Annotated in this window: 38 protein-coding genes; 1 reads left to right on the forward strand and 37 read right to left on the reverse strand. The window is 68.6% G+C overall.

Annotated features, from left to right (window positions below; all coding sequences use genetic code 11):
* Positions 1 to 128: 128 nt before the first annotated feature.
* The 16 genes from P5G59_RS14975 to P5G59_RS15050 all read right to left on the reverse strand — a co-directional run bounded on the left by P5G59_RS14975 (position 129) and on the right by P5G59_RS15050 (position 11158).
* On the reverse strand, positions 129 to 710 hold the full coding sequence (locus P5G59_RS14975) for a hypothetical protein (RefSeq protein ID WP_301219797.1): 582 nt from the start codon (positions 708 to 710) through the stop codon (positions 129 to 131).
* A gap of 22 nt (positions 711 to 732) precedes the next feature.
* Positions 733 to 1476 carry an IPT/TIG domain-containing protein gene (locus tag P5G59_RS14980; RefSeq protein WP_301219798.1) on the reverse strand — a complete coding sequence of 248 codons (744 nt, stop codon included), beginning with the start codon at positions 1474 to 1476 and terminating at the stop codon, positions 733 to 735.
* Positions 1477 to 1536: 60 nt separating this feature from the next.
* On the reverse strand, positions 1537 to 1980 hold the full coding sequence (locus tag P5G59_RS14985; protein ID WP_301219799.1) for a hypothetical protein: 444 nt from the start codon (positions 1978 to 1980) through the stop codon (positions 1537 to 1539).
* Positions 1973 to 2368 (reverse strand): hypothetical protein, encoded by a 396-nt coding sequence (locus tag P5G59_RS14990; protein WP_301219800.1) that lies wholly within the window; start codon positions 2366 to 2368, stop codon positions 1973 to 1975. Before P5G59_RS14990 ends, P5G59_RS14985 begins: the two co-directional genes overlap by 8 nt.
* Before the next feature lie 3 nt (positions 2369 to 2371).
* On the reverse strand, positions 2372 to 2713 hold the full coding sequence (locus tag P5G59_RS14995; protein WP_301219801.1) for a hypothetical protein: 342 nt from the start codon (positions 2711 to 2713) through the stop codon (positions 2372 to 2374).
* Positions 2710 to 3129: a head-tail connector protein gene (locus P5G59_RS15000; protein ID WP_301219802.1), complete on the reverse strand. Its 420-nt coding sequence runs from the start codon at positions 3127 to 3129 to the stop codon at positions 2710 to 2712. The genes P5G59_RS14995 and P5G59_RS15000 overlap by 4 nt, the downstream gene beginning before the upstream one ends.
* A gap of 2 nt (positions 3130 to 3131) precedes the next feature.
* Positions 3132 to 3506 carry a hypothetical protein gene (locus P5G59_RS15005; protein ID WP_301219803.1) on the reverse strand — a complete coding sequence of 125 codons (375 nt, stop codon included), beginning with the start codon at positions 3504 to 3506 and terminating at the stop codon, positions 3132 to 3134.
* A gap of 72 nt (positions 3507 to 3578) precedes the next feature.
* Positions 3579 to 3986 carry a hypothetical protein gene (locus P5G59_RS15010; RefSeq protein ID WP_301219804.1) on the reverse strand — a complete coding sequence of 136 codons (408 nt, stop codon included), beginning with the start codon at positions 3984 to 3986 and terminating at the stop codon, positions 3579 to 3581.
* Between the two features lie 11 nt (positions 3987 to 3997).
* The gene (locus tag P5G59_RS15015) at positions 3998 to 5002 is read right to left on the reverse strand and encodes a major capsid protein (RefSeq protein WP_301219805.1); all 1005 of its coding nucleotides are present in this window, start codon (positions 5000 to 5002) and stop codon (positions 3998 to 4000) included.
* A 19-nt stretch (positions 5003 to 5021) separates the two neighbouring features.
* Entirely contained in the window at positions 5022 to 5720 is a 699-nt protein-coding gene (locus P5G59_RS15020; protein WP_301219806.1) for a hypothetical protein, read from the reverse strand.
* Positions 5721 to 5835: 115 nt separating this feature from the next.
* Positions 5836 to 6147, reverse strand: coding sequence for a hypothetical protein (locus P5G59_RS15025; protein ID WP_301219807.1), 312 nt, complete (start codon positions 6145 to 6147; stop codon positions 5836 to 5838).
* Between the two features lie 209 nt (positions 6148 to 6356).
* Positions 6357 to 7544: a phage minor capsid protein gene (locus P5G59_RS15030; protein WP_301219808.1), complete on the reverse strand. Its 1188-nt coding sequence runs from the start codon at positions 7542 to 7544 to the stop codon at positions 6357 to 6359.
* Between the two features lie 16 nt (positions 7545 to 7560).
* A complete protein-coding gene (locus P5G59_RS15035) occupies positions 7561 to 7761 on the reverse strand; it encodes a hypothetical protein (protein ID WP_301219809.1) in 201 nt (66 codons plus the stop codon).
* Positions 7748 to 9343 carry a hypothetical protein gene (locus P5G59_RS15040; protein ID WP_301219810.1) on the reverse strand — a complete coding sequence of 532 codons (1596 nt, stop codon included), beginning with the start codon at positions 9341 to 9343 and terminating at the stop codon, positions 7748 to 7750. The genes P5G59_RS15035 and P5G59_RS15040 overlap by 14 nt, the downstream gene beginning before the upstream one ends.
* 11 nt (positions 9344 to 9354) lie before the next feature.
* Entirely contained in the window at positions 9355 to 10635 is a 1281-nt protein-coding gene (locus P5G59_RS15045; protein ID WP_301219811.1) for a PBSX family phage terminase large subunit, read from the reverse strand.
* Complete coding sequence (locus tag P5G59_RS15050; RefSeq protein ID WP_301219812.1) at positions 10625 to 11158, reverse strand: helix-turn-helix domain-containing protein; 534 nt, start codon at positions 11156 to 11158, stop codon at positions 10625 to 10627. The genes P5G59_RS15045 and P5G59_RS15050 overlap by 11 nt, the downstream gene beginning before the upstream one ends.
* 113 nt (positions 11159 to 11271) lie before the next feature.
* On the opposite strand from P5G59_RS15050, the gene P5G59_RS20805 reads away from it, so the two are divergent.
* On the forward strand, positions 11272 to 11625 hold the full coding sequence (locus P5G59_RS20805) for a 4-fold beta flower protein (protein WP_435871270.1): 354 nt from the start codon (positions 11272 to 11274) through the stop codon (positions 11623 to 11625).
* 635 nt (positions 11626 to 12260) lie between these two features.
* On the opposite strand, the gene P5G59_RS15055 is transcribed toward P5G59_RS20805, so the two are convergent.
* The 21 genes from P5G59_RS15055 to P5G59_RS15155 form a co-directional block, all read right to left on the reverse strand.
* Positions 12261 to 12680 (reverse strand): HNH endonuclease signature motif containing protein, encoded by a 420-nt coding sequence (locus tag P5G59_RS15055; RefSeq protein WP_301219813.1) that lies wholly within the window; start codon positions 12678 to 12680, stop codon positions 12261 to 12263.
* Positions 12677 to 13444 carry a hypothetical protein gene (locus P5G59_RS15060; protein WP_301219814.1) on the reverse strand — a complete coding sequence of 256 codons (768 nt, stop codon included), beginning with the start codon at positions 13442 to 13444 and terminating at the stop codon, positions 12677 to 12679. The genes P5G59_RS15055 and P5G59_RS15060 overlap by 4 nt, the downstream gene beginning before the upstream one ends.
* 300 nt (positions 13445 to 13744) lie before the next feature.
* Positions 13745 to 14074: a hypothetical protein gene (locus tag P5G59_RS15065; protein ID WP_301219815.1), complete on the reverse strand. Its 330-nt coding sequence runs from the start codon at positions 14072 to 14074 to the stop codon at positions 13745 to 13747.
* Entirely contained in the window at positions 14071 to 14421 is a 351-nt protein-coding gene (locus P5G59_RS15070) for a hypothetical protein (protein WP_301219816.1), read from the reverse strand. The genes P5G59_RS15065 and P5G59_RS15070 overlap by 4 nt, the downstream gene beginning before the upstream one ends.
* A gap of 152 nt (positions 14422 to 14573) precedes the next feature.
* Positions 14574 to 14936, reverse strand: coding sequence for a hypothetical protein (locus P5G59_RS15075; protein ID WP_301219817.1), 363 nt, complete (start codon positions 14934 to 14936; stop codon positions 14574 to 14576).
* Positions 14936 to 15361 (reverse strand): HNH endonuclease, encoded by a 426-nt coding sequence (locus tag P5G59_RS15080; protein WP_301219818.1) that lies wholly within the window; start codon positions 15359 to 15361, stop codon positions 14936 to 14938. Before P5G59_RS15080 ends, P5G59_RS15075 begins: the two co-directional genes overlap by 1 nt.
* Entirely contained in the window at positions 15358 to 17889 is a 2532-nt protein-coding gene (locus P5G59_RS15085; protein WP_301219819.1) for a DNA methyltransferase, read from the reverse strand. Before P5G59_RS15085 ends, P5G59_RS15080 begins: the two co-directional genes overlap by 4 nt.
* Entirely contained in the window at positions 17886 to 18317 is a 432-nt protein-coding gene (locus tag P5G59_RS15090) for a hypothetical protein (protein WP_301219820.1), read from the reverse strand. The genes P5G59_RS15085 and P5G59_RS15090 overlap by 4 nt, the downstream gene beginning before the upstream one ends.
* A gap of 77 nt (positions 18318 to 18394) precedes the next feature.
* Positions 18395 to 19303 (reverse strand): DUF2303 family protein, encoded by a 909-nt coding sequence (locus P5G59_RS15095; protein WP_301219821.1) that lies wholly within the window; start codon positions 19301 to 19303, stop codon positions 18395 to 18397.
* A complete protein-coding gene (locus P5G59_RS15100; protein WP_301219822.1) occupies positions 19300 to 19689 on the reverse strand; it encodes a hypothetical protein in 390 nt (129 codons plus the stop codon). The genes P5G59_RS15095 and P5G59_RS15100 overlap by 4 nt, the downstream gene beginning before the upstream one ends.
* Before the next feature lie 25 nt (positions 19690 to 19714).
* A complete protein-coding gene (locus P5G59_RS15105) occupies positions 19715 to 20110 on the reverse strand; it encodes a hypothetical protein (RefSeq protein ID WP_301219823.1) in 396 nt (131 codons plus the stop codon).
* Positions 20107 to 21162 carry a recombinase RecT gene (locus tag P5G59_RS15110; RefSeq protein ID WP_301219824.1) on the reverse strand — a complete coding sequence of 352 codons (1056 nt, stop codon included), beginning with the start codon at positions 21160 to 21162 and terminating at the stop codon, positions 20107 to 20109. Before P5G59_RS15110 ends, P5G59_RS15105 begins: the two co-directional genes overlap by 4 nt.
* Positions 21159 to 21740, reverse strand: coding sequence for a recombinase (locus P5G59_RS15115; protein ID WP_301219825.1), 582 nt, complete (start codon positions 21738 to 21740; stop codon positions 21159 to 21161). The genes P5G59_RS15110 and P5G59_RS15115 overlap by 4 nt, the downstream gene beginning before the upstream one ends.
* Positions 21737 to 21871, reverse strand: coding sequence for a hypothetical protein (locus tag P5G59_RS15120; protein WP_301219826.1), 135 nt, complete (start codon positions 21869 to 21871; stop codon positions 21737 to 21739). The genes P5G59_RS15115 and P5G59_RS15120 overlap by 4 nt, the downstream gene beginning before the upstream one ends.
* The gene (locus tag P5G59_RS15125; protein WP_301219827.1) at positions 21868 to 23106 is read right to left on the reverse strand and encodes an AAA family ATPase; all 1239 of its coding nucleotides are present in this window, start codon (positions 23104 to 23106) and stop codon (positions 21868 to 21870) included. Before P5G59_RS15125 ends, P5G59_RS15120 begins: the two co-directional genes overlap by 4 nt.
* 2 nt (positions 23107 to 23108) lie before the next feature.
* Positions 23109 to 23276: a hypothetical protein gene (locus tag P5G59_RS15130; protein WP_301219828.1), complete on the reverse strand. Its 168-nt coding sequence runs from the start codon at positions 23274 to 23276 to the stop codon at positions 23109 to 23111.
* Positions 23273 to 23488 (reverse strand): hypothetical protein, encoded by a 216-nt coding sequence (locus P5G59_RS15135; protein ID WP_301219829.1) that lies wholly within the window; start codon positions 23486 to 23488, stop codon positions 23273 to 23275. Before P5G59_RS15135 ends, P5G59_RS15130 begins: the two co-directional genes overlap by 4 nt.
* Positions 23479 to 23610, reverse strand: a complete 132-nt coding sequence (locus tag P5G59_RS15140; RefSeq protein WP_301219830.1) for a hypothetical protein — start codon at positions 23608 to 23610, stop codon at positions 23479 to 23481. Before P5G59_RS15140 ends, P5G59_RS15135 begins: the two co-directional genes overlap by 10 nt.
* Complete coding sequence (locus P5G59_RS15145) at positions 23607 to 23747, reverse strand: hypothetical protein (RefSeq protein ID WP_301219831.1); 141 nt, start codon at positions 23745 to 23747, stop codon at positions 23607 to 23609. Before P5G59_RS15145 ends, P5G59_RS15140 begins: the two co-directional genes overlap by 4 nt.
* A complete protein-coding gene (locus P5G59_RS15150; RefSeq protein ID WP_301219832.1) occupies positions 23744 to 24523 on the reverse strand; it encodes a phage antirepressor KilAC domain-containing protein in 780 nt (259 codons plus the stop codon). Before P5G59_RS15150 ends, P5G59_RS15145 begins: the two co-directional genes overlap by 4 nt.
* A 162-nt stretch (positions 24524 to 24685) precedes the next feature.
* Positions 24686 to 24928 carry a hypothetical protein gene (locus P5G59_RS15155; protein ID WP_301219833.1) on the reverse strand — a complete coding sequence of 81 codons (243 nt, stop codon included), beginning with the start codon at positions 24926 to 24928 and terminating at the stop codon, positions 24686 to 24688.
* Positions 24929 to 24955: the final 27 nt, after the last annotated feature.

A 24955-nucleotide genomic window follows, 5' to 3' on the forward strand; every position in this document is an offset into this window, starting at 1 on the left:
TCGGATGAAGTGCCAGGGGCGGTCACGCATGGCGGCGTCGAGGTCGGTGATCAGGCCTGCACGGAGCAGGTCGAACTCGACCTCCTGATAGAGGTGGGGGAGCGCGGTGGACCAGAGCTCGACGGCGGTTACGCCCGCCGTCGTGGCTTCTTGCCGTTCTGACCGACGCTCCGCTTCCAACGCGGCAGCCGCTCGAGCGCGCTTCCATCCGGCGGGGAAGACGTAGTGGTCGTATCGGCCTGTGACGGGGTCGGGGTCGCCAACACCGAACTCTGCGATGTCACCAACGGTGAGATCCCCAAAGTCATGGTCAGCGACCCCAGCGCTTTTACCCCGCCGGCCATCCCGCCTCCGGCGGCGAAGTACTCCTGCACCCCCTTGATGCCGAGCACGGACGACCAGTAGAACGCCGGGAGGAGCACGTCCTCGCCCTCGGAGAGGGTCAGCTGGTTGAACACCCTGCGGGAGTTCTCGCCGTCGGTGATCCAGTCGCCGTTCTCGTCGACACCGTTGACCGCCCAGTTCAGCACGGTGGCCATGTCGGGCGGGGCGTCGGGCAGCCCGTCGAGGGGCTGCTGCGCGGCGATGCGGAGGAAGTACTCGGTGAGTTCCTGGCCGCGGCGGCCGGGAACGGGGCGGATGACGAACGGGTCATCCACCCCGTCGATCGTGATGTGGAGGTCACGCCCCTGCTGCGTGAACGATGCCATCGGAGATCGGTGCCCTTCTGGCCTACGCGGCCGTGTAGTTGAACGCGGCGGACGCGCCGGCCGGGTTCGTGAGGACGATCGGGGCCGCGCCGGTGACGGTGGCCGGGATGACGAAGACGAGCGTGTTCTCGTCGATCGGGGTGATCTTGGTGATCGCCTGGCCGTCGATGGTGCCGCTCGTCACGGTGTCGAGGTTGTAACCACGGATGACCAGCTGGTCGCCCGTCGTCTTGCCGTTCGCCGTCGGGATCGACTCGATGGTGGGCTTGCCGTCACCCGCGACCGGGGACGGGACGTCGCGCACGACGCCGTCGCTGGTCAGCGTGAACTTGTAGCCGCCCTTGTCGGCGTAGCCGGTGTTCAGCGGGACGAACGCGACGGAGTAGGAGCCCTCGGTCGCGTCGAGCGAGCCGTCGAGAGCGTCGAACACCTGCGCGTCGAGCTTGTTCGCGGCGCCCTTCGACTTGCCGGCCTTGATGAGCGCCTTGAGCCACGGCTGGGCGATCGCTCCGGTGGCGTCCCGGACGGCCTCGACGTCGAACGTGACGACGTGGCTGTAGCCGATGATGTCGGAGGAGTCGGTGCCCTTGGTGCCGTACACCTCCCGCTTCACCGTGACGGGCGTCGGGGTGTCGAGGAGGTTGTTCACGTCACCGGTGATGTTCTCGAACGTGCCGAGCCGCTTGACGCGGATGATCTGCTGGTGCGCGAGTGCGACGGAACCCTCGGTGGGCACCGTTGCGTCGTAGATCGAGGGGTCAGACATGCGTCTCTCCTTCGTGGTGGTTGTGGTTGGTGCCGCTGGTGCGACGGTCCCGGGTGGGGTCTATGAGTGGCGGCGGCCGCGGAAGTAGAGCGTCACGGTGCCGCCGGGCCGGCCGCTGCTGTCCGCCGTGAAGGGGAGGCTGTTGCGGTACTCGACGAAGCTGATCCGCACGTCGCCGAAGACGACGCGCTCGAGGTGCTCGTAGGTCTCGCGGATGCGCCATCCGAAGCCGAGCGCGTCGGTCGGTGTCGCGCCCGGTGCGAGGCGGTAGCGGAACTGGATCGGAGTGATCAGGTTCTCGCGGCCCTCCGGCGTCGGGTCGAGCACGGTGAGCACGATGCAGCGGTCGATCGTCGTGGGGAGCTCGGGCCCGTTGGTGAAGATCCCGACCTCGGGGTCGGTGTACTTCGGGCCGTCGAGACGGAACACGCCCAGGCCGGCGTCGGCGGCGTGCTGCGCGACACCGCGGGCGAGGCGGACCGGGTAGGCGATCGGGTCAGCCACCGGCTTTCGCCTCCTTGCGGATGATCGCGGCGATCTGTCGGCGGTTCTCGCGCGCCGGGTTCTCGACGTAGTGCGACTCGCGGCCGTTCTGGAAGTTGGAGCCGCCCTTGTAGTGACGGCCGAGGGAGTCGATGAGTTCGCCGTCTTCGTGCCAGCGGGCGGCGTACGGGGCGTCGAACACGACGTCGGCCTCGATTCCTGCGGCGTCGTCGGCGCGCTCCACGGTGCCGGATGCGCTGAGGTCTCCGTCGCGGAACGGGACGCGGTCCTTCGCCAGGCCGAGGAGGAACTCGGCGGCGAGGTTCACTCCGCGCTCGGAGCCCTGCAGCATGGCCTCGATGACCTCCGCGCCGTTCTGCTTGCTTGTGACGTCGATGCGGTATGACATGCGCTACTCCAGGTACAGCTCGACGTGGTTCGGGGTGCCGCGGTAGTCGAAGAGCGCAGAGTCGATCACCTGGGTGCGGCGGTGGCGGGAGGTGCCGGGGAAGACGGTCACGTACGAGCCGGGCGCGGTGTCGTCCTCGGGGAGGGCGACGACGAACGTGGTCGCCGTGATCTCCTGGCCTGCGGTCTCGGACGTGGAGCGGCGATCGACGACGAGGCGGCTCTTCTGCTCGACGTACGCCGGCCGGTCCTTGACGGGTGCGGCGTACGCGGGGCCCTCGGCCGATTCGCCGTCGAGCCGCTCGATGTCGATGCGGTGCGGGAGGTGCTTCTTCCGGAGCCTCATCGTGAGCCGACGATCTGGGCGACGATCCCCTCGTTGGCGAGGATCTCGACGGCCTCCGGCGAGATGCGGGAGTCGCTGGCGCTGCGCGTGTTCTGGGCGCCGCCACCTACGCCGGATCCGCCGAGCGAGACGGAGCCGATGCGGACTGGGCCCATCGTGGACTCAGCGCCGGTCGGGTCGTCGGTCGTCTCCCAGTACTCGACCTGGGCGCAGGTCGCCTCGGTGAACGCTCTGGAGACGTCAGGGTCGGTCGGGAAGCCGTCGTCGTCCATCTCGAAGCGCGCCAGCCGCGTGAGCCCGTCGATGACACCGGACGCGCGGCGCAGCCGCTTGGCCAGCTTGGCCTCGTCGCCGTCGAACGGCTCCTCGGCGTAGCTGTCGTAGTCCGCGGCGGTGGCGTAGACGCGCTGGGCCATGCTCAGTCCTGCAGCTCGGTCTCGGCGTCGCCCGAGCCGATGACGCTCTCGAGGTGGCTGGCGAGGGCCTCCACGTAGTCCGCCTTCGTCCACTTCGCCTTGGCCTCGATTCCGGCCTCGTCAGCGAGGGCCTTCAGCTCGGCGACGGTGAGCGCGTCGAGGCTCTCGTCGCCGTCGTGCTCGTCGACCGCGGTGTCGCTGATCACGGCCGTCTCGGCGACCTCCGGCTCGACCTCATAGCCGTGCATCGCGTACGCCGCGACGAGGTTCGGCTTGTCGGACAGGTCGACGTCGGCGTAGCCGTCGATGAACTCGATCCCGCCGATGCGGTCGCGGATACGGCCGAGCTGCGGCTGCGGGTGCTTGATGCGTGCCATCGTGGTGGCCTCCGATCTGGTGTCTGTGGGGCGGCCCCGGAGATCGTGTCTCCGGGGCCGCCAGGGGTGGTGCTATCGGGCGTTCTCCGGGAGGGACTGCTGGTCCTTCACGGTGTCGTCCTTCGGGTCGGCGCTGTCGTTGACGAGCGCCTTCCCGTCCGGCGTGGTCTGGCCCTTGTAGGGGGTGCCACCCGGCTGGATGGCGTTCCAGATCTCGTCCTTGGACTTGGCCTTGCCGAGGTCGACGTCGTGCGCCTTCGCGTACGCGACGAGCTGCTCCTTCGTCCACTTGTCGGACGGGTCGCCCTCGGGGTACGGGCGCTCCTGCTCCTTGTCGGAGCCGGACACGTCGTAGCCCTGCCGCTCGAAGTACGCGATCGCGTTCTCGTCGTCGGTGTGGCCGACGCCGTTCTCGAAGCGCACGCCGGCCACGGTCCCGTCGAAGGTCTCGACGGGTGCCTTGATGGTCTTCTTCGCCATGACAGCTCTCCTTAGCTGACGCGGACGTTGCGGAGGACCGCAGCGGCCTTGGTCTTCTTGAGGGCGACGGCGACTGGGCCCATCTCGACCTCGCCCTTCTTCACCGCGCCGGCGGTGGAGAAGTCGGGCAGCCACGTCTGCACGAGCTGGCCGCCGACGGTGGAGACACCGTGGAAGCCGTCGATGCCGACGCGGACCGCGTAGAGGTCGGTCAGGCCCGTGGTGGACGTGCCGCCGACGGTGCGGGTGACGATCGGGATGATCGGGTTGTTGGTGCCGGGCTTGTTGCCCGGGTCCGCGAACACGATGTCGCCGTACTGCTCGCGCACGACGGGCCGACCGTTCGGGCCGAGGAGGCCCTCGACCGGGTTCTTCGTGTACATGCCGGCGCGGCGAGCGGCGGCACGGACACGGGAGAGCGCGCGGGCGTTGCCGAGGATGAGCGTCGGCGCACCGTCCAGGTAGGACAGGAAGTCGTCGATCGCGTCCAGGGCCTTGTGCTCGGCGCGGGCGTCGGTGTCGAAGTCGCGCCAGTCGGTCACCGAGCCGGTCCCGACCTCGGTCGAGGAGCCGACGAGGGCCTTGTCGAGACCGTCGAACCCGTTCGCGTCGACCGCGGTGTCGCCGTTGATCACGGCGTCCTGGAACTTCGTGACCGTGCTCTTGATGGTCTGCGCGAGGTTCAGCGCGACGCCGCCGGATGCGGCCGGGCCGAGCTTGGCCAGGACGCGGTCGACCTCGAACGAACCACCGAGCGGGGCGAGCGTGACGTTCACCTTCACGGTGGTCACGGCCTCGGGCGTGTACTCGGTGTTGTACGCGCGGAAGGCGGCGTTGCGCTGGGTCGCGAGACGGCGGTAGCCGTAGTCGAGGGTGGCGCCACCGCCGACCGGGTTGACAGCGTCGTCCCAGATCAGCGCGTCCGAGATCGCGGATTCCTTGCGGAACTCGTCGATCACCGCGACGTCGAGATCCGCGACCGCGTTGTTCTTCGACTCGTTCAGTGTGATGGGCATTTCATCTCCTTAGGTGGAGTCAGCCTCCGAGCGCCTTGCTGACGGCGCCCTCGAGGGTGGTGGGTGCTGCGGGTGGTTGACCGCCCTGGTGTCCGCCTCCGCTCGACGGGGGCAGCGTGGGGCCGGTCTTGAAGGCGGGGTTGCTCTCCATCGCCTCTGTGATGAAGGTCTTCACCGCCTCCGGGTCGCTGGGATCGACCGCAGCGAGCTTGGTGTCGAGCGACTTGGCGTCGAGGATCGCCGCGGCGTTCGCTCCGAGACCGGCGGCGGCCAGGATGACCGCGTTCGCTCGGGCGAGCTGCGCGTTCTGGGCCGTCAGGGTCTCGTTGGTCTGGGTGAGCTCGCCGACCTGGGTCGTGAGCTGCTCGTTCGCCTGGCGGCGGGTCTTGTTCTCGTCGCGCAGGTCGCGGATGTACTCGTTCGGGTCGCCGCGGAAGTCGATCGGCGGCTGAGGCGTCGGCGCGGGCGGCTGAGGCGTCGGCGCGGGCGGCTGCGGTGCCGGAGGCGCGGGCGGGGTCGGCTGCGCCGGCGGCTGCGGCGTGGGAGCCGGGGGAGCGGGCGGCGGGGTCGGGTCGCCGCCGGCGGGCGGTGCGGGCGGCGTGTTGCCGCCCTCGTCCCCTTCATAGCGGATGCCCATGAGGTCGTGGCGGGTGCGGCCGATGATCGCGAGGCCGTCGCGGTCCCTGAGGACGGGGTGCAGCGTGCTGCGGGTGGTCATGTGAGCCTCCAGCTCGGTTGTGCCGACCTCTCGTCGGCGGAGTGCGCCCACCCCTGCGGTGGACGAGGCCGTGCCGCCTGCGTGCAGGGCCGCAGACGGCACGGGGTCTTTGGCGTTAGCGCCGCCCGAACGCCTTGCGCTTTGCGCGCTTCAGCGTGGCGATGAGCTTGTCGATCTCGTCCGGAGTGAGCACGTCAGTCCACACGAGCGTCCGGCCGGGCGTTGAGCCGTTCGGCGAGGCGATCGCGAAGCGCGCGTAGCTGATGTCCAGCTCGAGGCCGAGCTGCACCCACGAACCGGGCTGCCACCCGACGTGAATCGCGGGATCCATCCACGGCGCGAAATCGAAGCCTGCCGGTACGCCTGCGCCGCAGAGAGGGACGCGAAGGGATGGCGTCGGCGGGTGATTGATCTGTTCTCTGGGCATCACGCCCTCCTTCGATGAAGCCGCATCACGCGGCCTACCCCGCATCGCGCGGGGAAGTCAGAAGCACCCGGCCGGGGTGGTGAAGGCATAGCCGATGCGTGAGAGCACACCCGGCGACCTACGGGCGGCACAGAGTCCCCGTGACCGCTTCCCAATTCGTGACGTCCCTGCTCGTCGTCGGTGCCTGGCTCCACAAGAGCCGTACCGCCCTACCGGCCGTCGGAGAACCCGAGCTTTTCCCGGTAGTTCGCGCGCTTGCGCCCTGTCTCGGCGAGGTGTGCCCGGAGCTCCTTCTGCGCGTCCTTGACCTCCCGGAGGGCCTTCTGGCGCTCGAGGTCATTCGGGGCTATCGACGCATCCCGCTTCGCCGCGCGTATCTCTCGTTCGAGAGCCCGCTGCCGCTCCCGGTCGGCCTCAGCCTTCGGGTCGAACGTCGTCGCGTTCTGCGGTACCGTCAGCCCCGGTAGGTAGGCGACGAGCTGGCAGCGGCAGTTCGGGTGCCCCCAGCCAGCGTTCCGCGCATCCTGCACGGTGCCGTCGACCTTCACGGCGACCATGCGGTCGTCAGTGGCGTGCGGGAGGAGCACGTTCGACGCGTCGCCGTTCGTGGAGAGGATCTTGCCCGACCAGCCCGCGCACTTCTTGCACGAGTCGAGGCCGCGGACGACGGTGACGAGGTTCAGGCCCGACTGCTGCATCCGCCACACGCCGGCGTCCTGGTAGGCGCGCTGCGTCGCGGTGCGTCCGGCCATCTCCGCGTACGTGCCGATGCGCCAGCGGCGGTCGGCACGGTCGGTGAAGCCGTCGATGCCGTCGGCGAGGAACCGCTGCACCGCGAGCTGCTGCACGCGGAGCCGTGTCTCGCCGCCTAGGAGGTTGATCGGTGCGGTCTCGGAGATGACCTGCTGGTAGGCGTCCTGCGGGTACCGGAGGATGCGAGCGTTCAGCGTCTCGAGGCGTGAGCTGAGGTCCAGCGTCAGCTGCGCGACCGCGGAGGACGCCGTCGCGGTGACCGGGGCGGGAGCCGGGAGCCGGCGGGCGAGCTTCAGGCGCGTGGCCGCCGCGGCCTCACCGTACCGGGCGGCCTCAGCGATCAGGTGCTCGGCGAGCTTCTCCTCACGGATGCGTGCGACCTCGCGCGCGGCGATCTGCTGCAGCTCCCGGAGTGCTGTCGTGCGCTCCATCGCGAGGCGCTGCAGCCGGAGCTGCGCGGCGAGCAGGTCGCGGGCCTCCGGCTCGGTGGACGCCTGCAAGGCCAGGATGACGTACGCGCGCTTCGCGATCGCCTCGGTGAGGAGCTGCTCGGCGGCGGTGTAGCGGGCAGCGAGCTGGGCGCCGAACGATTCGATCAGCTCCGCGGGGTCCGGGCCCTCGGGGTCGGGGAGGTAGAGGGCCACTGCCTACCTCCGATCGTCAGTGGAAGACGACGAGCGCGCCGTCGGGGTCGCGCTGCACGCGCATCCCGGCGGCCACCTTGAACTCGAACCCGTCGTCGAAGCGGATGAGCAGAGCGTTCCCGGACGGCAGCCATGACTCGAAGTTCTCGCCGAGCGCCTCTTCGAGCTCCGGGTCCGGCTCGCCGGTGAACGTGATGTTGAAATCACTGGCCGCCATCGGGGTTACCTCCCTGGTTGTCCGGGTTGTTGGGGTCCTGTGTCGGGTCGCCGCCGTCGAACGTCGCCGGGTCCGGGACCATCGCCGCGGCCGCGCGCTTCTCAGCGAGGATGCGGTTCACCTCGGCGCCGACGGCCGTGTCGTCCCAGTCCGGGTTGAACATCTTCACCGACTGCCACACCGAGATCGCGCCGGCCGCTGAGAGGTACTGGATCGTGCGCGCCTGCTTCTCCGGGTCGACCTGGGCGCTGTCGGGGAAGCGGACCTCGGGCGGTGCGAACTGGCCGCCGCCCTTGCCGGCGAACAGCTTCCCATCGAGCTCCAGCGCGACCGCGAGCTGCTCGGCGATCGCCCGCTTGTCGTACAGGATCTTCTTCCCGCGGGTGGCTTCCTTGTCGTCGTCCTGCAGCAGCTCACCGGTAGCGGTGAGCTGGCGGCCGGTGTCCTTGTCGACGCTGCGGGTGCCGAGGCCGGCGGTGCGGTAGATCATGCGCCACAGCTCGGTGGTGGTGGCCTCGTGCTCCTCGGTGCGGATCTCGAACTGGACCTGCTCGATCTTGTCGCCGTCGGGGTTGCCCGGAGTGTTCAGGCCGACGAACAGCTCCCGGTCGATGTCGAACGAGGCACCGCGGCCCCGGCCGAGCGTCTCCAGGAATGCCTGCGGGACGACGGCCTTCGCCGCGCCGAGCTTCAGGTCACGCATCCAGGACGAGTACGCCTCGTCGAGGGCGTCGAAGAGCGGGTAGAGCTGGGCGAAGTCGGAGCGGCCAGCGTTCGCCAGCGCGCCCTTCTTCCGCCACGCCCACGTCGGGAGGTTCATGTTGTACGACGCGGTGAGCCGGTCGATGCCGGTGAGGATGACGCTGTTCTCGTTCACCAGCGTGGCGAGGTAGGCGGTCTCGTCGCGGTCCTGCAGCGGGATGCGCTGGCCGATCTTGTCGGCGGTGCCGAGGTAGAGGGCGTGCTCGATCGCGCCGACCGCGTGCCGCTCGAGGTGCCGGTAGTACTCGTTCCCGTCGCGGTACTCGGTCCACAGCGTCACCGCGACCAGCTTGCCCTTGCGGAACTCGGGGAGCGCGACGTCGGCGCCGTACGCGGACAGCCACACGTGGTCAGCGATCTCGGTGTCCCACTCGGAGACCAGGACCGACGCACCGAACACGGACTTGAGTTCGCCCATCGTGTTGAACGTCGAGTGCGCCTGGTCAGAGTTGCCGATCAGCTCGAGCCGGTCGATCGTGTTCTTCGACTGCTTGTCGGTGAAGCGCAGCTCCGGCGGGTTCGAGAACACGGACGCCGACGCCAGCGACGCGACATCGGCCGGCGCGGGGACGTGGAGGCGGGTGCGGTTCTGCCCGGGAGGCACGGGGCGGCCCCAGAACTTCGACGACACCCACCCGACGACGCCGCCCTCGTACAGCTCGCCGTCGCGCCGGTGCGTCGCAGCCGGCCGCTCGCCGCGGTAGAACTCGTGGATCGCGTCCGCGTCGCCCACCCGCCACGTCTCGGACTCCGCGTACACCTTGTACGCCTCGTCCCACGGCTTCGGCGGCCAGGAGGTGTTGGGGTCGGGAAGCGCCACGGGTGCCTCCTCTACGCTGCGATCCGGTCGAGTTCCGGGGTCCAGATGTGCTTGGTCGAATGGGCGACGTAGCGGCCACCGTCGAGCCAGTGGTCGTTCTCCTTCAGCGGCTTGTCCTCGCCGTCGTCGGTGGCTTTCTCGTCCCACCGGTACTCGGTGACCTCGGCCAGCCAGTTCTCGCACCGGTCGGTGACGATGAGCTTGCGGCGGTCGAGGAGGTTCGAGATGGTCGCGATGCCGGGGAGGACGTCGTTGTTCGCCGGCCAGGTGGTGACACCGTCGTCGAGGAGCTGCCGGGCGAACGATGCGGCCGACGGGTCGCGGAAGATGAAGCGCGGCTCCATGTCGGACGGGTACGGGGTGTGCTCCTGGGGCAGCCACTTCCGGAACCGCTTCGAGAGCTCGACGTCGGAGAGTGTGTAGCCCTCCTCGCGGGAGTTCCAGCCCCACTCGTCCATGAACACCAGCCGCGGGTCGCGCTCGTCGGTGAGGCCGAGCATCATCGCGGTCGTGGCGTTCGTAGTGCCGTAGTCCATGCCGACGCCGATGATCGCCTGCAAGCGTGGCATCTGCGCGAACGGGATCTGGTGCACGTGCGGATCCCACATCGGGAAGATCGCGCCGGCCGCGTTCGTCCACAGGCCGCGGATCATCCGGTCGTAGAAGACTCCGGAGTACGAGCGGACCATGTCGGCCTTGTACTCGTCGTCGAGGGCCGGGTTGTCGTCCATCGTGAAGTGGAAGCTGACGAGGTTCTTGTCGGCCGCTTGCAGGATCCACTTCTTCCGGATCCAGTGGTTCGCGCTGGCCGGGTTCATCGTGGCGAGAAGACGGGCGCCGGGCACACGAAGCCGGGAGATCAGCATGTTCCAGAACTCCTCAGGGAGGAGCGCCGCCTCATCCACGTAGGCGAGACCGATCGTGGCGCCCTGGATGCGGCCGACGGCCTTGGCGTCGTTCGCGCCGACGAGCATGACCTCACGGCCGAGGATCCACGCCGACGTCGAGCCGGGCGTGTAGACGACCTGCGACGAGATGCGGGAGCCGAAGATTTCCGTGTTCGCGAGCAGGGTGAAGACGTTCTGGTAGATCGTCTGCAGCGACTTCCCGATGATCACGATCAGGCCGCCACGCGGGGCCACGCGCACGGCCAGTAGGAACGCCCACAGAGAGATCACCGTCTTGCCCGACGACACCGCGCCGTACCAGAGCGCCAGCTTCCGCGTCTGCGCATCCACGAGCGAGAGGATCTGCGCCCGGGAAACGCGCCGCTCCAGCTCGTCAAGCCTCATCGGGCTCGCCCTCAACCGGTGCCGCCTCGCGGGCCCGGATCTCCTCGGCCGCCGCCTTGAACCCAGCAGCGAGAACATCCAGCGTGCCGACGGCCTCCTCGAGCCCGTGGTCCGACTTCTCGATCACCCTGGTCGCCTTGTCGAACGCGATCCCCGCGGTCACGACAGCGTTGCGCCGCACCTCAGCCGGCGCCGAGTCGAGCACCTCCGACGTGAACGTGTTGTCCTTCCCGCCGAAGTTGAACACCTCGTACGGGGCGTCGAGCTGGTCGAGCATGTCCGACGCCACGGCGAGCATCTTCTGGGCGACGAGGAGACGCTCCTCCGCCAGGTCGATCGTGCGGGCCCGCACCGCCAGCTCCGTCGCCGACCGGTCGAAGCTGACACCAGCGTCCGTGCAGATGCGAGTGACCGTTCCGCCCGCGACCTCGAACTCCCGTGCGATCGCGTTCCGGGTCTTCCCTGCACGAGCGGCCGCCACGATCTGTTCGCGCGTTTCGTCGCTGACTGGTCTACCCGGCATGGTCGATCACCTCGGTTGGGCCTCTTGCCCGTTCGGAGTGAGGCGTCGCGCCTCGGAAGGTCGGGGGTGGCCGCTACGCTGGGCCCACTTGCTCGAAGACGAGAGGAAATGCAGTGAGGCCGATATTCGACAGAAGTGGAAGAGTCTGTGCCTGGTTCGCGGAAGACCGGGTGGTCGACATGAGCGGGCGCACCATTGGCTGGGTGCGGGACGGTCACTTCTTCTCGACCCGTGGCAGAACGATCGGCTCATACACAACCGGGTACTTCCGAGACCGGCGGGGTGGTGCGGTCGCCTTTACGGAGGGAGCCATCGACGGGCCGATGGTCCCGTTGACGGCTCTTCCCCCGTTGCCGCCGCTGGCAGCGCTTCCGCCTCTTCCCCCGATTCCCCCCATTCCGCCGATTCCGCCGATTCCGTCGCTGAGTTGGTCGTCTGAGACGTGGGCGGATTACGTAGCCGTTTGAGGTCCGGTCACGCCGCGCAGGTCTACCTCGCTGCGAAAGGTGGACAGCGTCGTGAGCAGCCTTCGCGGCCCTGTGCAATACCGCGTTGACGCGGCGCGACCGCACTCATGGGGGAGGCCCCGCCAGGGCTTGGGGGGATGCCTGGCGGGGCCTTCTTGGGTGGAGTTCTCCATCCGACAGTGTCTATGCTCCGGGTTTTCCGGAATTGATTCCAGCTTGACGGCGGCGGCGTGTCGCTACGAGCGGCTGGCCGATCCGCGAGGGCGGCCTCGCCGCTTCTGTCCGGCTACCCGCATGAGGTCGACGGATCGGATGATGCGGCCCTCGCTGCTTTCCTCGTACGGCAAGGAGCCCTCCGCCATCCACTCGTAGACAGCCGACTTGCCGCGCCCAGATGCAGCGATCGCCTCAGCGACAGTGAGTTCAGCCTTCATCGCTTTCCCTCCGGTCGTGTCGCAGGCTGAGCCCCTCTGCCGCGAACACGGCCTTGAGTTCCGCCATCGTCATGTCGCTCAGATCGATCACCGGGCAATCGCAGGGGCGAAGGGCGCGGCTGTCGAACCGGCGCCCGCACCCGGGGCAGGGGAGGCCGTGTAGGGGATTCGGCGGGAGTAGTGGGGCCACCTTGTCGATGCTCAAGCGGGCATCTCCTTCCTGCGCTCGTCGCGCCGACGTACGTTCTCGGCCGGGGTCACCGGCTCGAGATGGGCTGGGTTCACGCACACCGGCCGTCCGCAGAGATGGTCGATCTCGAGCCCTTCCGGGATCTCGCCGACGAAGAGCTCGTACGACGCCCGATGCGCAGAGACGGTCCGGTCCTGGATCGAGGTGAGGCCGTAGCCACTCGCCGCCACGTGGCCCTTCCAGATCCAGCAGCCGTCACGCTCCTGCGTCATGGCTCGGAACTGCTGCTCGCGTGTCAGGAGGGCGTAGCGGTCGAGGTTGCCGGCGTTCCGCTCGCGGGCGTAGTGCTTCGCGCACAGCCCGCGGGCGCCGTGATTGTCCAGCTCGCGGTCGCAGCCGTCGTAGACGCAGTGCGTTCTCACGTACCTCATGCCGCAGCCTTCCCGGCCATCTCGGCCTCGATCTCCTGCCGCAGGACGCGCATGTCGAAGTCGACTAGCTGCGGATCCCAGAGCGCGCCGCAGCCCGGGTTCGAGCACTGGATGACGATCGGGTCGAGGTGCTCGAGCGGCGGTCGCCACTGCAGCGATTCGTGCTGGCAGGTGCGGCAGCGGATGTGGCGGATGCGGCGTGGCTTCTCTTCGAGCGGGAACGCGTGCAGCGCCGTCTGGACGGCGTGCACGTATCGGACCGCCTCCGCGGCTCCGTGGTGCTTCGTTCGGAGCCGGTCGACGCTGTCGCTGACGTAGCGCACGAGGATCTCGGTGACCCACCAGACGGCCTCGATGGGAGCCTCGGGGTGGAAGCCGTTGTGGTGTGACGCGGTGACGTCCCACTCGGGCTCCTCGACTCGCCAGTCGACGGAGTAGGCGACGGCGACGGCGGCCAGCGCCCGGTAGAGCGTGTCGGCCTGCACCCATGACGTCGGCAGGATGACGCGGGATCCGGGAGCCGTGCGCACGCCGCTCGTGTCGCGCGGACCCGACTCGATAGACCGGCAGTGCGAGATCAGGTCGACGCTGAGCGCGAGCGCCTCGTCGAATTTGGTCGCGCACGAGTAGCAGAGAAGCCCCTGCTCGGCCGGCCGCGGGAGACACCCGGTGCAGGCGTCGTTCTCGCACGTCGAAAGGTGCTCGTTGCGGATGGTGCACGAGCGGAGGTCATCGACGTCGTTCGTGATGCAGAGCAGTGTCATCGGGTCTCCTTGGTCTGGTGGCACGGGCAGTCGAAGTTCTTCGCGCAGCCGAGTCCGGGGGTCTTGCAGCAGGCGTGGCACGGACGCGGGTCACGCGCCGGCGGTCGAGGCTCAGGCTCGAACCACGCCGCGATGGGCTTCTCGTTCAGCAGCGCCGTCGTCGAACGCGCTCGCCGCAGCTTCACGAGCGCGCCGCTTCGTCGGCCTCGGCGAAGGAGTCAGCGGCGTGCTCGAACTCGACCACCGTGAGGAACTGCTGCCGGCTGAGGTGCGGCGCCGGCGGCCGGGGAACGCCGCTCATCAAATCCCCATCCGGCGGAGGATGCGCGCCCACAACGCCTGTCGAGCGTCCTGAGCCCGCTGCGACGGGCTGGGTATCGTCCAGAGTGCCGCGAACATGGCCACGTCGGCCTCGACCGTCGTCTTCTCTGGCCGAGACACCTCCACGCGCTCGTACAGGTCAGCCTCGCGCAGCGCGGCGACCAGGTCGGCCTGCGGCAGGGTGATCTGACGTACCCGCCTCACCCGGCCCCAGCGCCCGCCGTCGCGCTCCCGAAGAGTGATCCGCACGCGCTTGTACGGGCTGACGCCCGAGTCGTAGCGCTCGATCTCGATGTCCTGGTGCTTCATGCTGCCCGTCCTCCCGTGAGTGGCCGCTGCTCCGCCTCGTAGCGCGCGAAATAGCTCCTCGCCGTCCGCTCGTTGATCTGCTCCTCCGCAGCGATGTCCTTCCACGAGCGGTGCATCCAGCGGCCGTCCCAGATGCGCTCACCGAGCTCGACGGAGTAGTACGACGGTCGGCCCGTCGGCTTCGGCGTCAGCGCACGTCGAGTCAGCTCGCCGATCAGCGCGCCGACCGTGGTGTCGTGGAGCTGCGCGAGCTGGTGGAGGCGCTTGTAGTGCTCGACCGAGATCGGCGTGCGCACCTCGACGAAGCCGAGAGCCGTCGCTGACCTTGGCCGCGGAGACTTATCCACAGCCCCACTCGCACGCTCAGGAACAGAAGATGATCCGCTCTGGTCTTGGCCACGTACGTTAGTTGCGTCTGTTGCGTTCGTTGCGTGCATTGCTCCGGACGCCGTCGAGTACTGCTCAGCGGCGATGCTTGGAGCATTGCTTGTAGCACTGCTCATGCTGCCTTTCCTCTCTGCTTGGCCCACCGCGCTGCGGCGGCCTTCTTCGCCTTCTCGGTCCGTGCCTGCGACTCCTCATCGGAGGGCTGGAACGCCGCCCAGTCGTGGATGAGCCAGCCGCCCTCGATTGGTTCCCACATGCCGACCTCGACGAGGAGATCGGCGTCTCGCTTTTTCCCGTGCATGAGGCCGAGGGCGGCCGCGGGCACGAATCCGGAGTTGCCCTGGCCGCCGCAGTAGCCGAGGCTGAACACCCACACGCACAGCGCGTGGTCGCCGCCGCGCTGCCCCAGCAGCTCGAGCGTCTTGTGGTTGCTGTGGAGGTTCACGTCCACTCGCACCCAGTTGAGGTTGGCCATCAGGCCGCTCCCTTCCAGCCCATCGAGACCATGCGCTCGCGCGCCTCGGTCTCGTCGATCTCCTGCCAGCTGCCCTCGTCGTCGTAGAGCACCCACACCTTCCGCAGGGTTCCGCGCTCAGTGCGGACCCATCGGGCGGCCGGCCACTCACGCCAGTCGGCGCGCGTCCATCCGGGGACGGCCCAGCCCTCGGCGACGGCCTGCTCTGGGTGCTCGGTCTTCCAGGTGTGGCAGTCGAGCCCGAGGCACTGCAGGTTGGACGGAACAGTCCAGCCGCCCTGCCCGCGGTTCTTGCGGTGGTCACGAGCGATCGGGCCGCACGGGCGGCGGCAGCGCTGGCACGTGTCGCTGTCGCGGTTCGTCGCGACCTCGTAGGCGTCCGCCTCTTCAGCGGGCGTCGGTTGCGCGAGTTTCGGCGCTATCACGCTGCACCCTCCATGTCCAGCAGGTCGAACAGCGATGGCGTGTGGCCCGATCGGTCCATCTCGCGCTGGTAGTTCACGGCGTCGCGGAACGACGTCGGGTTCAGCTCGACCGCCCGCCCGCGACGGCCCAGCTTCCGGGCGCGGAGCGGAACGGTGCCAAGGCCGCCGAACGGATCGAACACCAGGTCACCTCGGTTGGAGTACCGCTCGATGAGCCGGTCGACGATGTCGAACTGCAGCGGACAGATGTGGAACTCCAGGTTGCGGCGCGCCTGCTCCCCGTTGAGGGTGAGCATCCTGTTCACGTCCGACCAGACGAACGGGTGCCAGGACCCCGGGTCGAGGGACTTGAACGTCGACGGGAGCGCCTTCCGCGCCTGGAGCGCCTCGCCGAGCTTCACGTGGGCGTCGAAGTCGTACACCTCGCGGAGCGACTGCTCGCTGAACAGCCGCGACCGGTCCTCCGGCTTCAGCTGTGCGAGCTCGTCGACGGTGAGCGCGCGGTTCCCGGAGGAGCGCCAGTCCGCGGCCGCGTCGATCTGCCAGCGGGCGAGGGAGTAGTCCGCGATGCCCTTTACGATCCGCTCGTCTGCGTACCCCTTGGAGCGGTCGGTCTGCGGCTTGTGGAACAGCAGCACGTACTCCGGGGAGCCGACGCCCATCTTCGAGCCGTCCTTCCGCATCTCGGTGTACCCGAGGCGGTAGGTCTGGTTGTTCTCCCGGACGACGTCGGTCGTGACCGTGATCATCCCCATGTAGTCGAAGCCGTGCTTCATCCCGTGGAACAGCGCCTCCGCGTGGAACGGGGACACGGTGGGGATGCCGGCGCCGGTGACGTTGCCGAACAGGATGCGGTCCTTCACGTGGCAGGCGTAGATCCGGCCAGGCTTCAGGATGCGGTGCAGCTCCGGGGTGAGGAAGTCCATCTGCGCCCAGAAGTGCGAGTTGTCGTCCGTGTGCCCGAAGTCGTTGTAGCTCGGCGTGTACTCGTAGTGGTTTGAGAATGGGATCGATGTGACGATGAGGTCGACTGAGTTCTCGTCCATCGACATCGTTTCGGGCACGCAGTCGTTGTGCGCGATCAGCCAGTCCTCACCGGACGCCTCGACCCGCTTCACCCCCATCGAGCGGGTCAGCTCGGCAGTGATCCGGCCCGGGTTCAGCCCGTACTCGCGGATCACGTCGGACATGGTGTCGGCAAGGCGCTCGTGCTCGTCCCACTTCTGCTCGAGGGTGTTCTTTACCTCGCCCTCGGTGTCGGCGTGGATCAGGTAGACGTGGCACTCGCGGTCCTGCCCGTACCGGTGGATGCGGTGCACGGCCTGGATGGTGTCGTTGAACTTGAACGTCACCCCGGCGAAGATCGCCGTCGACGCCTGCTGCAGGTTCATGCCCTGGCCGAGCATCACCGGTTTGCCGATCAACGCGACCGTCTCGCCGGCGCGCCACTCGTCGAGTCGACGCTCGGCCTCTTCATCGGAGAGCGACCCGTGCACAGACGAGTAGCTGATGCCGGCAGCGGCAAGCGACTTCTCCAGGAGGTCCTGCTCGTCGTTGAGGTCGCACCAGATCACGAGCTGGTCATCGAGCCAGAACGACGGGTGAGCGTTGACGATCGACATCACCCGGGCGACGCGCGCCTGGATCGTCTCGCGCTTTTCGCGTGCGGCATCGACCATCGACATCTTCGCCCCGCGGACGAGGACCCCCTGGCCGTCACGGTCCATCTGCTCGCTGCCGAGGTCGACCGCTACCTCCTCCCAGTGCTTCACCAGCGGGGGCAGGTCGTAGCCCTCATCCGAGTAGCCGAGGTCCGACGGTCGCTGGAGGAAGCACGCCCAGGTGTTCAGCCAGAGCCAGAACTCGCGCTCCTTGTGCGGGTACAGGGTGAGATTCCCGGCCGAGGTCGAGTCGCGCTGGAAGAACCGCGTCAGCGCCTGCCCAGTGTCCATCACGCCGAGGAAGCCGGCGTAGTGGATCAGCTCCTTGTACCGGTTCGGCGACGGCGTCGCGGTCGCCACGAACCGGTACCGGACGGCATCGAACAGGCCCAGGAACTCCTGGTAGGTCTTCGACCCGAAGGACCTCAGCACTGACGCCTCGTCGAGGCTCACGGCGATGAACAGGTCGACGTCGAGCTTCCCGTCGCGCACCGACTCGTAGTTGGTGACGTAGATGCCAGGCCCGTCCACCTGCTCGGTGCGGCGGACGAATGTCACGTCGACGCCAAGGAGCTCGCGCCCGTCGCGGATGAACTCGCCCCGGACGCCGAGCGGAGCCACGATCAGCGCCCGGCCACCGTCGCGCTTCAGGATCTGGCGCAGGATCTCTAACTGCATCACGGACTTGCCGAGACCGAACCGAGCGAAGATCGCGCGTCGGCCGCCGGCGATCGCCCACTGCACGATGTCGCGCTGGTGCGGCTTCAGCACCGAGTGCAGCTCGAACGGGTTCACGTGGAAGCCGAACGACTTCTCGAACGCGACCTTCTCGCCGAGGAACTCTTCGTACTCCGCGAGTGTGCTCACAGGGCCTCACCACCCTGGAGCAGGTGCGCGAACGTCTCGAGCGACATGGTGACGAACTGCTCGTCGGGGCGCGCGCTGCCGTGGCGCTTGTGCACGACGACGCCGATCGCTGCGTCGTCGTTGCCGCGCTCGACCTCGGCCTCGCGAAGCCAGGCGGGCAGTGCGGTCGAGGTGACGTTCTTGCACTCGATGACGACACGACCGCCCCGGACGGTCAGAACTCCGGCAATGTCGCCACGGTCCTTCGCACCGTTGCGGGCGCGGCGCTCGATCCGCTCGTCGCCGAGGCGGATCGCGAGGAACCCGGCGACGAGGGTCTCGAAGGATGAGCCGGCCTTCTTCGCCGAGCGGTGGTTGCGGCGCGGCTTCTTCACCGCGCTGGGGAGGGTGGGTGCGGCGCCCGTGGGCGTGGCAAGGTTGTCGGACACACTGATTCCTTCTGAGTGGGGGAGCGGTTGTGGAGGGCGGCCAGGACGCCGGAATCGTCCTGGCCGCCCGGCTTGGGTTACGGCCGGCCGTAGAAGATCGGCACGTCGCCGATCCCCTCGTGCACGACGATCGGGTCGGAGTCGGCGGCCTTGTCAGTGCGGCCGTCGCGGATCTCGGTCACGATGTCGGCGAACGCGGCCTCGAGGATGTTCTCCGGCCGCTGCAGCGCGTAGCCGAGCCGCAGCCCGTCCTCGCCGATGCGGTACCGGAGCGACGCGAACACGAAGTAGATCGGGCCGCCGATGTACGGCCGGAGCGCGAGCTTCAGCTCCTTCGGGAACTCGATCGAGTCCTTCGTGCCCTTCTTGGCGCCGACGGTCTCCGTGTACTGGAACTGCACCTCGCCGTTGTCGAGGCGCGTCGCCTGGCCGAACTCGACCTTCTTCGTCGCCTCGAACTTCGTCGCGAGCTCGATGAGCCGGGCGTGGTCCGGCTCCTGCACGTCGAGAGCGCGGTCCTCGATGAACTCGGCGAACTCCTGCTGGCCGAACCAGCCGCGGGGGTTCTGCCCGAGGTCGTGCGCCGTCCACGCGAGCCATGCCTTCGTGTGCTCGAGGGCGAGGGTCAGCTTGTGCTTCTCCCAGCCCGCGGGCCCGTCGGTGCCCTGGTGGGCGTCGATGACCGCGATCACGCTCGACGAGGAGGTGTGTGCGTAGACCTCGGTGCCGGCCGTGCGGTGGCGGTTCACGTAGGCGACGAACGAGGCAGCGTCGGTGACCGTGCGGGCCGCCTTCGTGCGCCGCGGGGCGTCCGCGTAGTCGTCGGTGTCGATCACCTTCACACCGCCGCGACCGTCGGCGACGGCGTAGAGCTTGCCCGCCTCGATCGGATGCGGTTCGATGCCGGTCACGGCCAAGGCGGCGATGGTCGCGGCCTCGGACGCGCTCTCGATGACGCCCAGCTCGGCGTCCTTGTAGTCGGTCATGCGTTCGGGATCTCCTTGATCTCCCCGGTGCGGGGGTCTGCGTAGTCGGGCGTGGAGCGAATGTCCTCATCGGCGAAGAGGGGCATCGCGGTCGGGTCGGTGCGCTGGAGCTTGTTGCCGTCGCCGATGTAGGCGATGGAGCCCTCACGGTTCTTCTCCGGGAGCTTCATCGCGATGCGGTCGTTCACGATGACCGCCGTGCCGCCGCCGTCGACGAGCTTCACGTCGAAGCGCACGGAGAGCGACCCGGGCTTGCCGGTCGTCTTCACCGCCTCGATGAGCTTCGTCAGGCCGTCGGCCAGCTCGATGTCGGTCTTCGGTCGGATGGAGGCGAGTACGGCCGCGAAGCTGTCGCGCGTCCCCTCCGACCCCTTGGTGTCCACCATTCGATTTCCTTTCTGTGGGTGGCTTTCAGCGGCCTACGCCGCCGACGCCATAGGCGGCGCCGTTGACCTTGTTGATGTTCTGGTAGCCCATGAGCTTCGCCTTCAGGGCGTCCTGCAGGTGCTCCGCGTGGTGGAGCTGAGCCTTCGCTTCGTTCAGCTCGCGGAGCAGCGGCAGACAGGAGAGTCGCGCCTCGGCGATGCGGTCGTTGTAGAGGTGCCGCTTGGACTCCAACTTGGCCATCTCGAACGCCTTGGAGTACGCCTCCTCGGCGTCGTAGCGGGCACGCTGCAGGCTGTCGATGACGACGACGGCGCGCTCCAACCGGTCGCCGATCTCGCGGATGATGAACTCGATCTCCATCGGCGAGACGGGCTGGTAGTCGATCAGCTCGCCCGTGGTCGAGTGCACGAGCTCGGTCACGGCTGCACCTCACCCCGGGCGACAGCGGCCGCGTACTCGTCCGCCTCGTAGCGGAGGTACTCCTCCTCGGACGGCTCGCCGGCCTCCGGCTCTCGGCCGACCGCCGCTGCCGCCAGCTCAGCGTCCGAAGGGCGGTCAGCGCGGGAGTCGACCGTCAGCGTCGCGCCGTGCGCGGCGACCAGCGGCCGGAACTCCTCGATCACCTCACGCGACTGCGACCCGACCAGACGCTTCCACTCCCGCTCCAGGTCCGCCTTGTCTTTCGTCGCCTCGATGATCGACTTCCAGTCCTCGGTCGGCGGCTCCGTGCGGTCGACCTTCAGCTCGCCGAGCTCGTCGAGGTTGACGACGGCCTGGTCGGCTTCTAGCGCGAGCGCGAACTTCCACGAGTTCCGCGACTTGGCGGTGTACTTCGAGACGCGGCGGATGCCGGTCTTCTTCACCATCGCGGCCTCGTCGGTCTTCCACGGGGTGCGCTCCCAGTTCGCCGGGCGCATGCGGTCGCGGATGGTCTCGATGTCCAACCACTCGACCAGGGACCGGTCGGCGCCCTTGACGAGCGCACGACCGATCACGCCGCGCAGTTCGCCGCGCGCGCCCTCCGGCGCCGGCCGCAGCTTGAAGTGCGTCCCGGTCTCGTCGTCCCAGGGCAGATCGACGTCGTCGTTCTCGTAGACGAGCTTGCCCTCGATGGCGTCGTACTCGCCGGAGTTCATGGCGAGGGTGATCAGGCCGTTGTAGCCGACGACGGGGACGACCTGCCACTCCTTCGCGCGGATGTCTGCGTTCCAGTTCTGCCGAGGGGTGAGGTGGAACTGCTGCATCGGGCCGCCGACCGGGAGGTCAATCTGCGCGGCGAAGTAGAGCGCGCCGAACAGCGACGACGCGGTGCAGCGCCGCAGCATCGGGTTGGCGTTCACCGCGGCGAACGCCTCCTGGATGAAGCGCTCGGCCTGCTGCTCCCCGCCGAGGAAGCGGACGAAGTCCTCGCGGCGCTCGAACAGCGCCTGCCCTGCCGGGTCGTCTTCGATTCGTGCGAGTGCCGTGGTCATGCGGCCAGGCTCCTTTCGAACTCTCGCGCTGCGCGGACGCCGGCCAGGACAGGCCGGGCGATGCGCAGCAGCTTGGCGAGCGCGGCGTCGTCGAGCTCGATGATCTGGATGTGCGGCTCGAGGCGTCGCGGCACGCCGTCGACGAGTTCGCGCCACAGGTACTTGGTGCGGCGGGCACCGAGGACGTACTGGGCCCACCAGATTTGACGGAGGTGCGCGGGAGTCGGGCCGGTGTGCACGCGGCCGTGGATGACCTTCACCTCGGCGAGCATCAGCTCACCGGACGGGAGCACCTCGATGCCGTCCGGCGTGGCCGCGAACCCGCGCTCGTCCTGGGCGTGGAAGGTGAGCGTGTTGTGCGGCACGCCGAACCAGTCGAGGATCTCGGGCTCCCACCGGTGGCCGGCCTCGGTGTAGGCGTTGCCCTGGAACCTGCCGTCCTTCAGCTTCGCGAGGATGTACTTCTGGATCGACTCCTCGCGGGCGTAGTTGGCGGCGTCGGACGCGCCGATGAAGCTGTCGCGGCCCCAGTTGGCGCGGTCTGCAGAGTCAGCGAGCACACGGTCGAGGTAGCTCATGCTGGGTCCTCCGGTGTCCAGTCGCCGTCGCCGAGCGCCGCGGCCTCATCCGACGGGAAAGCCGAGGTGAGGATCGGGCGGGCGACCGGCATGCCGAGGATGTCGCGGATGGTCTCGATCGGGTCGCTCATCGGGCCACCTGCCCGTCTTCGATGACGACGCCGACCTTGCCGGACTCGTCCACGACCTCGACCCACACCTGGTAGTCGTTCTCGGCCGCCAGGTCCGCGATGATCTGCATCGACTCGGAGTCGAGGAGCGAGCCCTCCATGATGCGGAGGACGCGGAGCCTCGGGTTCGCGGCCATCGCGAGCGCGACCGAGACCCGGAGCTGCTCTGCGGCCGACGCCTGGGAGAGCGGTATGCCTTTGAGCGTCACCCCGGACTCGTCGAACGACAGCCCCGACACGGGAAACTCGACGGCGGCGAGGGCGTCCGCCTTCGTGTTCTCGATCGAGGTGAGCATCAGCGTGTGCTGCGCCCGCTTCTCCTTCGCATTGGCCAGCTGGGCGGCGACGGCGTTCCGCTCGCGCTGGGCACGGATGCGGCGGTTGCGCGCTTCGAGGCCGTCCAGACGCTCAGCGAAGCCGGAGACGTCGACCCGCTCGGGCATCGCGAGCAGCGCCTTCTGAGCGTCGGCGTACTGCTCGCGCGCCGTGTCGAGGGCCTTCTGCGCCTCTCGGAGAGCCTCTTCGGCCCACTCGACGGTGTGAGCCTGCCGGTTCGCCTCGGCGATCGCCTGGTCGATGCTTGCGTTCTGCGCGCGGGCAGCATCCGCCTCGGCGAGCAGCACGCCGGCCGACTCCTCCTCGTCTGGCAGGCTCGGGTCGTGGTCCGGGTAAGAGGCAAGCTGCGCCTCCAGCTTCGCGACGTCGCGGCCGACCTCGGTGCGCTGGTCGTACACCGCCTTGCGGCGACGCTCCAGCTCCTCGGGATCGAACGGCAGCTCGACCGTCGAGACGAGCGTCGCGACCTGGTCCTTCGGCGACTGCCGCACGAAGGCCAGCGGGTCGAACGCGCGCCGGCCAAGCATCTCGTCCAAAAGCTTCTGCGGGGACGAGAACCGGGCGCCGTCGGCAGACTCCACAGTCAGGGTGCCGGCGTCGTCCTTCGTCCACCGGCGGGTGACGATGATCTCGCCGAGGTCGAGGCGCACGACTGCGGTGTCCTGACCCTCCCGGATCGGCTGCTGTGTGGCCCGGGATGCCTCGCCGCCGGCCAGCGCCGCCCAGAGTGCGTCGAGCACGCTCGTCTTGCCCTGCGCGTTGCGGCCGGCGATCGTGACGACGTTGCCGGTGGGGGAGATGTCGACCGCGACGAGGCGCTTGTAGTTTTCGGCGTGGAGGTTGGTGACTTTCAGGGACATGGCTACCTTTCGAGGTTGTGGACGTCGGTGCAGATGCACGCGACGAAGTAGGTGAGGATCGCGCCAGCAGCGCCGGTGAGGTACACGGGGACGCTGCTCAGCAGCGCGCCGACGACGACCACCAGCAGGAAGGCGATGAGGATGAGCACGAGCACGGCCTTGGCGTTCACGAGTCGTCACCGTCCTCGACGCGCATCCGGTTGAGGTGGCCCTCGGGGCACTCGAACTCGTACGTCACCGCGCTCGCCGACCAAGTGCGCTCGTCCTCGACCACCGAGGCGGTGACCTCGCCGTCGAACGAGCACGAGTCGCACGAGGCGACGATCACCGCGGGGGCGAAGTCCGGCGCCGGGATGGGCGTGCGGATGTCGGTCATCGCCATACGAGCACCCCCGCCAGCAGGAGCACCCACGACGAGACGACGGCGACCGCGAGGAGTGCGAGCACGATGAGGACTGCGCCGAGCACGGGGATCCCGGCGGGCCGGTCGTTCCGCGGCTTCACGAGCACACCTCCAAATCGAGGTCGTCCTCCTCGGACGCGATCTCGTCGAGCGCGGCGACAGCCGGGCGGGCGAGATCAGCGTTCTCCGGGTGCCGGAACGAACGGCGGGCACGGGGAGGGGTGATGAAGTCACTCACGACGCCGTCACCGCCTGCAGCGCGCCGACATGGAGTCGCTGGCGCAGCTTCTCGATGCCCTTGATCGTGACGCGGACCTGCGGAGCATCCAGCACGAGCTCCCCGGTGGCCGGGTGGTGGTGGAACTGGGGCTTCTCGGCGAGGAATCCTTTCTCGACTCGCTCCGCGAACGGGCGCCACTTGCCGTCACCGCCGCGGTAGATCCAGCGGATCTCCTCGAGCTGCGCGAACAGGCGCTGGGGCCCGGTCGGGATGCCACTGCGGTTCAGGATCTTCGCGGCGTCGCCGACGGCGTAGTCGCCCTCGGCCGAAGCGATCGCGTTCCATGCGTCCGCTCGGGGCTGCGCCTCGGCGAGCTGCGCGCGGGTCTCGTCGTGCGCTTCGACCTCTGCCAGCAGCTCGCGGAGCGCGGAAGCGAAGTCGTGCGGCAGGGCTCGCTGCGTCTCGACCGCGTAGGCGCCGGTGCGATGGATCGATGGGAGGACGTCGTGCGTGACCCACCGCTTGAAGGCGCGCGCCTGGGGAACGCGAGAGCGAAGGATGCCCGAGAAGAGGCCGGCCTCCGAGATGATGCTCACGGTCTGCTCGCCGCCAGGGGTCCGCAGATTGTGCGGAGCCTTCTCGTCGTTGTCGAGGTTGCGGGTGAGGTCGCGCGCCTCTCGGTAGCCGAGCGCACGGGCGACGTCCGAGGCGACGAACCAGGGTTCATCGTCGATGACGATCACGCGGAGATCCACCCCCTCGCGACGGAAGATGCTAATGTCGGTGCTGCTCAAGGACTTGGTTCCTTTCTCTGATTCGCCCCGGTTGCCTCCGGGGCGTTTCGGTTTGCGGCTACGCCGCCTGACGCTCTGACGCGATGCGGTCGGTCTCGATCCGGACAGCAATCCGGACGAGCACGCGCGCCGCTGCTCGCAGGCACTCCTCGCGGGTCGGCTTCATGCCGCGACCCTCTGCTCCGCCGTCTCGGGCACGACCTCGAATGCCTCGCCGAGCCCGAGTCCGAACGCCTCGCACAGCCCGGCCATGAATGACCCCGACGGCTGCGATCCCGCGTCGACACGGCGCAGCGTGCCGCGGTCGACGCCGATGAGCCGCGCCTGCGCCTCTTCGGAGGGGATCATGCGCGTCTCGCGCAGACGAGCGAGGAGTCCGGGGCGGATACGAATCACACTTGCCACTTCGCCTCCCTTGGTGTCACTTCGCAA

The organism is Leifsonia virtsii (assembly GCF_030433675.1).
Lineage (GTDB): Bacteria > Actinomycetota > Actinomycetes > Actinomycetales > Microbacteriaceae > Leifsonia > Leifsonia virtsii.